Annotated in this window: 10 protein-coding genes and 1 pseudogene; 10 read left to right on the plus strand and 1 reads right to left on the minus strand. The window is 72.8% G+C overall.

Annotated features, from left to right (window positions below; all coding sequences use genetic code 11):
- Nucleotides 1-3: 3 nt before the first annotated feature.
- The 10 genes and pseudogenes from ACS5PV_RS29755 (at nucleotide 4) to map (ending at nucleotide 9,125) form a co-directional block, all read left to right on the plus strand.
- A complete protein-coding gene (locus tag ACS5PV_RS29755; protein WP_455398942.1) occupies nucleotides 4-462 on the plus strand; it encodes a cupin domain-containing protein in 459 nt (152 codons plus the stop codon).
- Between the two features lie 4 nt (nucleotides 463-466).
- The gene (locus ACS5PV_RS29760; protein WP_455398943.1) at nucleotides 467-1,723 is read left to right on the plus strand and encodes a flavin-dependent oxidoreductase; all 1,257 of its coding nucleotides are present in this window, start codon (nucleotides 467-469) and stop codon (nucleotides 1,721-1,723) included.
- Nucleotides 1,724-1,977: 254 nt separating this feature from the next.
- Nucleotides 1,978-2,739, plus strand: coding sequence for an SDR family NAD(P)-dependent oxidoreductase (locus tag ACS5PV_RS29765; protein WP_455398944.1), 762 nt, complete (start codon nucleotides 1,978-1,980; stop codon nucleotides 2,737-2,739).
- Nucleotides 2,736-3,047, plus strand: a pseudogene (locus tag ACS5PV_RS29770) (MarR family winged helix-turn-helix transcriptional regulator); the annotation flags it as partial. The gene ACS5PV_RS29765 and the pseudogene ACS5PV_RS29770, both read left to right, overlap by 4 nt.
- Nucleotides 3,048-3,257: 210 nt before the next feature.
- Nucleotides 3,258-4,091, plus strand: coding sequence for an enoyl-CoA hydratase family protein (locus ACS5PV_RS29775; RefSeq protein ID WP_455398951.1), 834 nt, complete (start codon nucleotides 3,258-3,260; stop codon nucleotides 4,089-4,091).
- Nucleotides 4,092-4,094: 3 nt separating this feature from the next.
- A complete protein-coding gene (locus ACS5PV_RS29780; RefSeq protein WP_455398945.1) occupies nucleotides 4,095-5,240 on the plus strand; it encodes an acyl-CoA dehydrogenase family protein in 1,146 nt (381 codons plus the stop codon).
- Between the two features lie 188 nt (nucleotides 5,241-5,428).
- Nucleotides 5,429-7,015, plus strand: coding sequence for an AMP-binding protein (locus ACS5PV_RS29785; protein ID WP_455398952.1), 1,587 nt, complete (start codon nucleotides 5,429-5,431; stop codon nucleotides 7,013-7,015).
- Complete coding sequence (locus ACS5PV_RS29790) at nucleotides 7,012-7,455, plus strand: RidA family protein (RefSeq protein ID WP_455398946.1); 444 nt, start codon at nucleotides 7,012-7,014, stop codon at nucleotides 7,453-7,455. Before ACS5PV_RS29785 ends, ACS5PV_RS29790 begins: the two co-directional genes overlap by 4 nt.
- On the plus strand, nucleotides 7,455-8,297 hold the full coding sequence (locus ACS5PV_RS29795; protein WP_455398947.1) for an alpha/beta hydrolase: 843 nt from the start codon (nucleotides 7,455-7,457) through the stop codon (nucleotides 8,295-8,297). Before ACS5PV_RS29790 ends, ACS5PV_RS29795 begins: the two co-directional genes overlap by 1 nt.
- A 72-nt stretch (nucleotides 8,298-8,369) precedes the next feature.
- Nucleotides 8,370-9,125 (plus strand): type I methionyl aminopeptidase, encoded by a 756-nt coding sequence (map, locus tag ACS5PV_RS29800; protein WP_455398948.1) that lies wholly within the window; start codon nucleotides 8,370-8,372, stop codon nucleotides 9,123-9,125.
- Between the two features lie 11 nt (nucleotides 9,126-9,136).
- Here the strand turns inward: map and ACS5PV_RS29805 are convergent, their stop codons facing one another.
- The gene (locus ACS5PV_RS29805; RefSeq protein ID WP_455398949.1) at nucleotides 9,137-10,057 is read right to left on the minus strand and encodes a bestrophin family protein; all 921 of its coding nucleotides are present in this window, start codon (nucleotides 10,055-10,057) and stop codon (nucleotides 9,137-9,139) included.
- Nucleotides 10,058-10,115: the final 58 nt, after the last annotated feature.

The following is a 10,115-nucleotide window of genomic DNA, read 5'->3' on the forward strand; positions in this document are numbered from 1 at the left end:
CGCATGACCCCCATGACCGCAGGCATCACCCGCGCCGGTGAGGGCATCGAGGGCGTCCGCTGGAACATCCTCGGCCAGATCTACATCCCTAAGCAGCACACCGAGAGCTCGCTGTCCTGGCACGCCACCTTCCCGCCGGGCACGTTCGTGCCGCCGCACATCCACCCGACGCAGGACGAGTTCCTGTACATCCTGCAAGGGCGCCTCACCGCGGTGCTCGACGGGCAGGAGAGCGTGGCCGAGCCCGGCGACACGATCCGGCTGCCGCGGGGCCAGCCGCACGGGCTGTTCAACCGCTCGGATGCCGACGTGAAGTGCTTCTTCTGGGTCTCGCCGGCGCGCCGGCTCTACGACCTGTTCTGGGCCCTGCACAATCTCGGGCCGCAGGCCAACCCCGCCGACGTGGTGGCGATCTCGGCCAAGCACGAGGTCGACTTCCTGCCGCCCCCGGACGCGGAGTGAGACGATGCGCGTCCTCATCGTCGGCGCCGGGATCGGTGGGCTCGCCACCGCCCTGATGCTCCACCGGCGCGGCATCCGCGCCACGATCGTCGAGCAGGCCGCGGAGGTGCGCGAGGTCGGCGTCGGCATCAACACCCTGCCGCACGCGATCCGCGAGCTCGCCGAGCTCGACCTGCTGCCCACCCTCGATCGGGTGGCGATCCGCACCAAGGAACTCGCCTACTTCAACCGCCAGGGCCAGGAGGTCTGGCGCGAGCCGCGCGGGATCGACGCCGGCCATCCGGTGCCGCAATTCTCGATCCATCGCGGGCGACTCCAGGCCGTCCTCTACGACGCGGTGCGCGAGCGGCTGGGTCCGGACGCGGTGCAGACCGGCCTGTCGCTCGCCGGCTTCCTCCAGGACGAGGGCGGGGTCACCGCCCACTTCACTGACGCGCGGTTGGGTGATGCCGGCCGGACGATCCGGGGCGACGTGCTCATCGCCTGCGACGGCATCCACTCGGTGGTGCGCAGGAAATTCTTCCCCGACGAGGGCCCGCCGCGCTGGGACGGGGTGCTGATGTGGCGCGGCGCCACCGAGTGGGCGCCGTGGGGCGACGGCCGCACCATGGCGATCGGCGGCGGCATGGGCGCCAAATGCGTGCTCTACCCGATCGCCGAGGCCGAGGGCGGGCGCCAGCTGATGAACTGGGTGGTGTTCGTGAAGATGGCGGACGGCACCCTCTCGCCGCCGCCGAAGGAGAGCTGGTCGCGCCCCGCCCACCGCTCGCAGGTCCTGCCCTACGCGAAGCGCTTCGCCCTGCCGGATTTCGATCTCGCGGCCCTCGTCGAGGCGACGCCGCAGATCTTCGAGTATCCGATGTGCGACCGCGATCCGCTGCCGGGCTGGACCCACGGCCGGGTGACGCTGCTCGGCGACGCCGCCCACCCGATGTACCCGGTCGGCTCGAACGGCGCCTCGCAGGCGATCCTCGACGCGCGGGCGCTGGGCGACGCCCTGGCGGGCGCCGAGCACCCGATGCAGGCACTTCATACCTACGAGGCCGAGCGCCGGCCTAAGACCGCCGAGATCGTGATGCTCAACCGCAAGGGCGGGCCGGAGCGGGTGATCGACGAGGTCGAGAAGCGCGCGCCTGCGGGGTTCTCGCGGATCGAGGACGTGCTGAGCCACGCCGAGCGCCAGGCGATCGTCGGGGGCTATGCCGGCAAGGCCGGGTTCGCGGTGGCTGGGAACGTGAGCCCGCTGCGGGTGGCGGTGTGAGACAGGCCACGCCGTGAGAATTCCTCCTCTCCCCGCAAGCGGGGAGAGGGTTTCGCCCCCCTTGTCGGGGGCGAAACGAGGCGGAAGCCGAGGGTGAGGGGGTGTCTCCGGAGGAGTCTCACTCGTCGAGACCCCCTCACCCTCGCTCCGGCTTCGCCTCCGCTTGCCGCATCCCCGACAAGGGGGATGCGGCCCTCTCCCCGCCCAGGAGGAGAGGGGTACCCGCGCCCAAATCCTTTAAGGTTGAAATATCCATGACGACCCTCTCTCCCCGCCACGTCCTGGTCACCGGCGCCACCCGCGGCATCGGGCGGGCGATCGCGGCGGCGTTCGTGGCGGCGGGGGAGCGGGTGACCGTGCTCGGCCGCAGCCCGGAGAGCGCCGACCGCGCCCGACGGGAACTCGGCGCCGCCTACGCGGTCACGGCCGACGTCACCGACGCGGCGGCCCTGGAGAGCGCCCTCGCGGAGGCCGCCGCGCAGGCCGGCCCAGTCGCCGTGCTGGTCAACAATGCCGGCGGGGCCGAGACCGCACCGCTCGCCCGCAGCGGCGTCGACACCCTGCGCCGGATGATGGCGCTCAACGTCGAGCCGGTGCTCGTCGCGACCCGTGCGGTCGTCCCGGGGATGAAGGCGGCGGGTGGCGGCCGGATCGTGACGGTCGCCTCCACTGCCGGCCTCAAGGGCTACGGCTACGTCAGCGCCTACTGCGCCGCCAAGCACGCCGTCGTCGGGCTCACCCGGGCGCTGGCGCTGGAACTGGCCGCGACCGGCATCACGATCAACGCGGTCTGCCCCGGCTTCACCGACACCGACCTCGTCGGCAGCGCCATCGACGGGCTGGAAGCGAAGACCGGCCGGGCCCGCGACGACCTCATGACCGAGTTCACCCGCCACAACCCGATGGGCCGGCTGATCCGCCCCGAGGAGGTCGCCGACGCGGTGACGTGGCTCGCAGGCCGACAGGCGGGCGCGATCACCGGCCAGGCCGTCGCGGTGGCGGGAGGCGAGCTGTGAACGCCAAGCCTGAAATTCCTGCCGAGATCGCCGCCGAGATTCCCGTCCACCGCACCGAATTGCGGCTGTGGCTGCGTCTGCTCACCACCGCCAACACCATCGAGGCGGAGATCCGTCGCCGCCTGCGCGACCGCTTCGACACCACGCTGCCGCGCTTCGACCTGCTGGCGCAGCTCGAGCGCGCGCCGGACGGCATCATGCTGAGCGAGCTGTCGCGCCGGATGATGGTGTCGAACGGCAACGTCACCGGCCTCGTCGAGCGGCTGGCGCAGGAAGGACTGATCGACCGCCAGGTCTCGGAGGCGGACCGCCGGGCGGTGCAGGTGCGCCTGACGCCGCAGGGCCGCGCGGTCTTCGCCGAGATGGCCCGGGCGCATGCCGACTGGATCGCCGAGCTCGTCGGCGCCCTCGGCCCCGCCGAGCAGGAGGCGCTCTCGACCCAGCTCTCCGCCCTCAAGGCCTCGGTGCGGCCAGGCGGCACTCCAGCAAAGCCTAAGCAAAAACGCCAGGGAGGCACCATGAGGCGCCAGAACGCCATCGCGGCTCCGCTCGCCGGATTCGCGCCGCAGCATTTCGGCTTCGCGATTCAGGACGGCATCGCGACCGTGACGCTGAACCGGCCGGAGAAGAAGAACCCGCTCACCTTCGAGAGCTACGCGGAGCTGCGCGACACCTTCCGAGCGCTACGCTTCGAGGAGAGCGTGACGGCCGTCGTCGTCACGGGGGCCGGCGGCAATTTCTCCAGCGGCGGCGACGTGTTCGAGATCATCGAGCCCCTGACCACGCTCGGGGCCGCCGACCTCCACGCCTTCACGACGATGACCGGCGACCTCGTCAAGGAGATGCGGGCCTGCCCGCAGCCGGTCGTGGCGGCGGTCGAGGGCGTCTGCGCAGGCGCCGGCGCGATCATCGCCATGGCCTCCGACCTGCGGGTGGCCGGCGCCGGCGCCAAGGTGGCGTTCCTGTTCAACCGGGTGGGGCTGGCCGGCTGCGACATGGGGGCCTGCGCGATCCTGCCCCGGATCGTCGGCCAGGGCCGGGCGTCCGAGCTCCTGTATACCGGCCGCTTCATGAGCGCCGAGGAGGGCGAGCGCTGGGGCTTCTTCAACCGCCTGGTGCCGGCGGGCGAGGCGCTGGCTGCGGCCGGCGAGACCGCCCGCGCCCTGGTCCAGGGCCCGGCCTACGCCAACGGCCTGACCAAGCGGATGCTGCACATGGAATGGGCGATGGGGGTGGATGCCGCCATCGACGCCGAGGCGGTGGCCCAGGCGCTCTGCATGAAGACCCAGGATTTCCGCCGGGCCTTCGAGGCGTTCGCGGGGAAGACGAAGCCGGTCTTCGAGGGGAACTGAGCGATGCCGGACCGGACCTTCCTCGACTGGCCGTTCTTCGAGCCCCGTCACCGCGACCTCGCGGCACAGGCCGAGGACTGGGCCTCCCGCACGGTGCCGGGCCTCGTCGACCACCACGACGTCGACGGCTCGTGCCGGCGCCTCGTCTCGGCTCTGGGCGAGGCCGGATTCCTGCGCTACGCCGCCCCCGAGGATGGCGTGTTCGACGTCCGCGCCCTGTGCCTCCTGCGCGAGACCTTCGCCCGGCACGACGGCCTCGCCGACTTCGCCTTCGCGATGCAGGGGCTCGGCACCGGGGCGCTGACGCTCGCGGGCACGCCGGCGCAGCGCGAGGCGGTGTTGCCCGGGGTGCGGGCGGGCCGCCGCATCGCCGCCTTCGCGCTGACCGAGCCGGAGGCGGGCTCGGACGTCGCGCAGATCGCGCTCGCGGCGGTACCGATGCCCGACGGCACGGTGCGGCTCGACGGCGAGAAGACCTGGATCTCGAACGGCGGCATCGCCGACACCTACGTCGTCTTCGCCCGCAGCGGCGAGGCGCCCGGCGCGCGCGGCCTCTCGGCCTATCTCGTGCCGGCCGACACGCCCGGCCTGACGACGCCTGAGCGCCTCGACACCATCGCCCCCCACCCGCTCGCAAGGCTGCGCTTCGAGGGGTGCCGGGTGCCGGCGGAGAACCGCATCGGCGAGGCCGGGGCCGGGTTCAAGGTCGCGATGGCGACGCTCGACGTGTTTCGCTCGACCGTCGGCGCTGCGGCCCTCGGCTTCGCCCGCCGCGCCCTCGACGCCTCCTTGGCCCGCGCCCAATCGCGAAAGCTGTTCGGGGCGCCGCTCGCCGCGATGCAGCTGACCCAGACCAGCCTCGCCGAGATGGCGACGGCGATCGATACCGCGGCGCTCCACGTCTACCGCGCCGCCTGGACCCGTGATTCGGGCGCGCCCCGCATCACCCGCGAGGCCGCGATGGCCAAGATGGTGGCGACGGAAGCCGCGCAAGGCGTGATCGACCGGGCGGTGCAGCTCCACGGCGGCGAGGGCGTCCGTTCCGGCTCGGTGCCGGAGACGCTCTACCGCGAGATCCGCGCGCTGCGGATCTACGAGGGCGCCACCGAGGTCCAGAAGCTCGTCATCGCCCGCCAGATCCTCGCCTGACGGCGGGGTCTCGCCTGAAGGAGTGTCCGATGGAGGCCGCCGTGCAGAAGACCCACGCGCCCGACGCCGCTGTGCCGGAGACCCCAGTGGTCCCGCGCCCCGCCGAGGCCGGGCCCCGCCCCGGCGCCAGCCCCTGGGCGCGGCGCCCCGACACCTTCGTGCGGGACAACCTGCCGCCGCCGGACCGGATGCCGGCCTTCGTCAACCTCGACCGGCTCGGCTACCCCGAGCACCTGAACGCCACGGTCGAGCTGGTCGACCGCCACGTCGCCGAGGGGCGCGGCGACCGCGTGGCCCTCGTCGGCGAGGCCGTCACCTGGACCTATGCCGAGCTGAAGCGCCAGATCGACCGGATGGCGAACGTGCTGGTCGACCGGCTCGGGCTGGTGCCGGGGGGTCGGGTGCTGCTGCGCTCGGCCAACAACCCGACCAAGGTCGCGCTGTATCTGGCGATCATCAAGGCCGGCGGGATCGTGGTGGCGACGATGCCGCTGCTGCGGGCGAAGGAACTCACCCAGATCCTCGACAAGGCCCGGATCCCGCTGGCGCTCTGCGATGCCGGGCTGATCGACGAGATGGCGAAGGCAGCGGCGGACCGCCCCGATCCGGTGCGGGTCGTCACCTGGCGCGGCACCGCCGGGGGCGAACTCGGCGACCTTCTCGACGGCGCCGCCGACCATTTCGAGCCGCCCGAGACCCGGGCCGACGATCCGTGCCTCCTCGGCTTCACCTCCGGCACCACCGGCCTGCCGAAGGCGACGATCCACTACCAGCGCGATCTCCTGGTGATCTGCGACTGTTACGCCCGCGAGGTCCTGCGGGCGACGCAAGACGACGTGTTCATCGGCTCGCCGCCGCTTGCCTTCACCTTCGGCCTCGGGGGCTTGGTGCTGTTCCCGTTCCGGGTCGGCGCACGGGCGGTACTGCTCGAGAAGGCGGGACCTGCGGACCTCGCCGGGGCAATCGCCCGCCACCACGCCACGATCCTGTTCACGGCGCCGACCGCCTACCGGGCGATGCTCGGGCTGATCGGGCAAGCCGACCTGTCGAGCTTGCGCAAGTGCGTCTCGGCGGGCGAGACCCTGCCGGCGCCGACCTTCCATGCCTGGCACAAGGCGACCGGCCTCAAGCTGATGGACGGCATCGGCGCGACCGAGATGCTGCACATCTTCATCGCCTCGCCCGAGGACGAGATCCGCCCCGGCGCCACCGGCCGGCCGGTGCCGGGCTACGAGGCGCGGGTGATCGACGAAGCCGGCAGACCCTGCCCGCCCGGGGTGCCGGGGCGCCTCGCGGTGCGCGGGCCGATCGGCTGCCGCTACCTCGCCGACGAGCGCCAGACGGCGTATGTCCAGGACGGCTGGAACGTCACCGGCGACACCTACCTCCAGGATGCCGACGGCTATTTCTGGTTCCAGGCCCGCAACGACGACATGATCGTCTCGGCCGGCTACAACATCGCGGGACCGGAGGTGGAGGCGAGCCTGCTCGCCCATCCGGCGGTGGCCGAATGCGGCGTCGTCGCCGCGCCCTGCCCCGAGCGCGGCCGCATCGTCGCCGCCTACGTGGTGCTGAACGCAGGGCTCACCGGCGACGCGGCGATGACGCAGGCGTTGCAGGAGCACGTGAAGCAGGATCTCGCGCCCTACAAGTATCCGCGGGCGGTGCATTACGTGCCGGCCCTGCCGAAGACCGAATCCGGCAAGCTGCAACGCTTCGCCCTGCGCCAGCGGGCCGAGGCGGAGGCCGCATCCGTCCAGGGAGAAACCGCATGACCGCCAGCCCGATTCCGCTCCGCCCCGACGCGGATGCAGCCGCCCTGACCACCCTCCAGCCACCGAGCTGGAAGAAGCCGAAGGGCTACGCCAACGGCATGGCCGGCCGCGGCACCGTTGTGATGACCGGCGGCCTGATCGGCTGGGACGAGAACGAGGTGCTGGCCGAGGGCTTCGTGCCCCAGGTCGAGCAAACCTTACGTAACATCCTGGCGGTCCTCGCCGAGGCCGGGGCCGGCCCGGAGCACGTCGCGCGGCTCACCTGGTACGTGCGCAGCGTCGACACCTACCGCGCCTCGCTCGCCGAACTCGGCCCGGTCTACCGCCGGGTGATGGGCCGGCACTTCCCCGCCATGGCCCTCGTCGGCGTCGCCGATCTCGTCGAGCCGGGCGCGCTGGTCGAGATCGAGGCGACCGCGATCGTGCCGGACGAAGCCTGATGCAGCCGGTATCCTGGACGACGGGCGGCCCCCTCGGGGACATCGACCGCGCCTACGACAATGTCGGGGCGATTCCGGATGCCAAGGCGTACCCGGCACGCTGGAGCGAGGCGGCGGCGGCCTTTCGCGCGCAGCTCTCAGGCCAGGGCCGCGCCCGCCTCGGCCTGCCCTACGGCGCCGGGCCGCGCCACGCCTACGACCTGTTCCTGCCGGACGGCGCGCCGCGGGGCCTCGCGGTGTTCGTCCATGGCGGCTACTGGAAGGCCTTCGACCGCTCGGTCTGGTCTCACCTCGCCGCGGGGCCCCTCGCCCACGGCCTCGCCGTCGCGCTGCCGAGCTACACGCTCTGCCCGGAGGCGCGCATCGCCGGCATCACCGCCGAGATCGCCGCCTTCCTCGACCGCGCGAGCGCCGAGGTCGCGGGGCCGATCCACCTCGCGGGCCACTCCGCCGGCGGCCACCTCGTCAGCCGGATGCTGTGCACCGACGTCGCCCTCGCATGTGCCGAGCGCATCGCGCGGGTCGTCTCGATCAGCGGCGTCCACGACCTGCGCCCGCTCCTCGGCACGGGGATGAACGAGGTGCTGCACCTCGATCCCGCCGAGGCCAGGGCCGAGAGCCCCGCCTTGCGCGAGCCGCGCCCGGGCGCCCGGCTGATCGCCGTCGCAGGGAGCGACGAGCTGCCGGAGTTCCGGCGCCAGAACCTGCTGCTGCCGACGGTCTGGCACGGGCTCGGGGTCGAGACGCGGGCGTTCGAGATCGCGGATCGGCATCACTTCAGCGTCATCGAGGATCTGACCGATGCGGGCAGCGACCTGACGCGGGCGCTCACCGGCACCTGACGCTTGGCCGGGACCCCGCCGCGATGGCACAAGCGCCCGCCAGGGCCGTCCGGCCGCGCGAGGAACGACGAGATGACCGTGTCGAGCGACGACGAGCTGGAGGGCCTGCGCCGGATCGGGCGCATCGTCGCCGAGGCGCTGGAGGCGATGGGGCGGGGAATCGAGCCCGGCATGACCACCCTCGAACTCGACCGGATCGGGCGAGACTTCCTGGAGCGGGCGGGCGCCCGGCCGGCGCCCGAGATGGTCTACGGCTTTCCCGGCGCGACCTGCATCAGCGTCAACGAGGAGGTCGCGCACGGCATCCCGGGCGAGCGCCGGATCGCGCCGGGCGACCTCGTCAACATCGACGTCTCGGCCGAGAAGGACGGCTGGTTCTCCGATACCGGCGCCTCCTTCGCGGTGCCGCCGGTGACCCGCGCGGTCGAGCGGCTGTGCCGCGACGGGCGACGGGCGATGTGGACCGGCCTGCGCCAGGTCGGGGCCGGCAAGCCGCTCGCCGGCATCGGCCGGGCGGTCGGCGCCTTCGCCAAGAAGAACGGCTACACCCTGGTGCGCAACCTCGCGAGCCACGGCGTCGGCGCCTCCCTGCACGAGGAGCCGACCGAGATCGCGACCTGGCCCGACGCCTCCGAGCGCCGGATCATGGCCGAGGGGCTGGTCTTCACCGTCGAGCCGTTCCTGTCGCTCGGCGCCGACTTCGCCGAGAATGCCGACGACGATCCCTGGACCCTCTACAGCCGCCCCAGGGCGCTGACGGTCCAGTACGAGCATACGGTGGTGGCGACCCGCAACGGGCCGCTCGTCCTCACCGTGCCGGGGCAGTAGGCTCCCGCCCTTCAGCGCAGCCAGTAGCGCTCGGGCACCAGCGGCGGCGGCACCGGCGCGCCGAGCGCGTCCTGCACCACGCCGTCGACGGTGCGCAGGAGCGCGTCGAGGGGCAGGTCGTTGGCGGCCGAGCCGAACGGCTCCTCCAGTTCGTCGCCGAGCGCGTCGAGGCCGAAGAAGGTGTAGGCGACGAGGGCCGTCGCCACCGGCGTGCCCCAGCCGAGCGAGGCGGCGAGGCCGAACGGCAGCAGCAGGCAGTAGAGCCAGGCGGTGCGGTAGAGAAGCAGCGTGTAGGCGAACGGCAACGGCGTGCCCTGGATGCGCTCGCAGGCCGCCTGCACCCCCGACAGCCCGGCGAGCTTCTGCTCGAACAGGCCGAACGACACGTCGCTGAAGTTCCCCTGCCGCATGGCCGCCGCGAGGTCGGCGGCGAGCGCCGACAAAGCCGCGTCCGCCGGGCTGGCGCAGGCCGCGAGCCGCCCGCGCTCGGCCTCCGGCAGGAAGGGAGCGGCCGCCTCGGCCGCGTCGCGCCCGCGCAGGCGGGCATGGAGCGCGTGGGAAAAGCCCGCGAGGCGCTCGAGGCAGCGCCGGCGCAAGTCCTCGTTCCCGTCCCCCGGCAGCAGCGCGCCGAGCAGCCGGGCGAGGCCGCGGGCCTCGACGATCAGGGCGCCCCACACCTTCCGGGCCTCCCACCAGCGGTCGTAGCAGGCGTTGTTGCGGAAGCTGAGGAAGATCGACAGGGCAAGGCCGATCAGCGTGAACGGCCCGATCCCGGCATTGAGCGGGATCGCGCGGGCCCAGCCCTGCTCCGTCGCCACCACCAGGCAGGCCACAGCCGTGAGGGCGATCACCTGCGGGGCGACCTGCGGCAGGATCGACCCGCGCCACGCGAACAGGATCGCGAGGGCGCCGGGTCGGGGACGGACGATCATGGACGCACACGCTGGCCGATACTGTCGCATCGTCCGACGCCGCGGATACCGCGGCGTC

This window comes from Methylobacterium sp. Gmos1, from assembly GCF_053764715.1.

Coding starts and splice junctions, on each gene's coding strand:
- ACS5PV_RS29755 (WP_455398942.1), top strand. CDS start 4: ATGACCCCCATGACCGCAGGCATCACCCGCGCCGGTGAGGGCATCGAG.
- ACS5PV_RS29760 (WP_455398943.1), top strand. CDS start 467: ATGCGCGTCCTCATCGTCGGCGCCGGGATCGGTGGGCTCGCCACCGCC.
- ACS5PV_RS29765 (WP_455398944.1), top strand. CDS start 1,978: ATGACGACCCTCTCTCCCCGCCACGTCCTGGTCACCGGCGCCACCCGC.
- ACS5PV_RS29775 (WP_455398951.1), top strand. CDS start 3,258: ATGAGGCGCCAGAACGCCATCGCGGCTCCGCTCGCCGGATTCGCGCCG.
- ACS5PV_RS29780 (WP_455398945.1), top strand. CDS start 4,095: ATGCCGGACCGGACCTTCCTCGACTGGCCGTTCTTCGAGCCCCGTCAC.
- ACS5PV_RS29785 (WP_455398952.1), top strand. CDS start 5,429: ATGCCGGCCTTCGTCAACCTCGACCGGCTCGGCTACCCCGAGCACCTG.
- ACS5PV_RS29790 (WP_455398946.1), top strand. CDS start 7,012: ATGACCGCCAGCCCGATTCCGCTCCGCCCCGACGCGGATGCAGCCGCC.
- ACS5PV_RS29795 (WP_455398947.1), top strand. CDS start 7,455: ATGCAGCCGGTATCCTGGACGACGGGCGGCCCCCTCGGGGACATCGAC.
- map (WP_455398948.1), top strand. CDS start 8,370: ATGACCGTGTCGAGCGACGACGAGCTGGAGGGCCTGCGCCGGATCGGG.
- ACS5PV_RS29805 (WP_455398949.1), bottom strand. CDS start 10,057: ATGATCGTCCGTCCCCGACCCGGCGCCCTCGCGATCCTGTTCGCGTGG.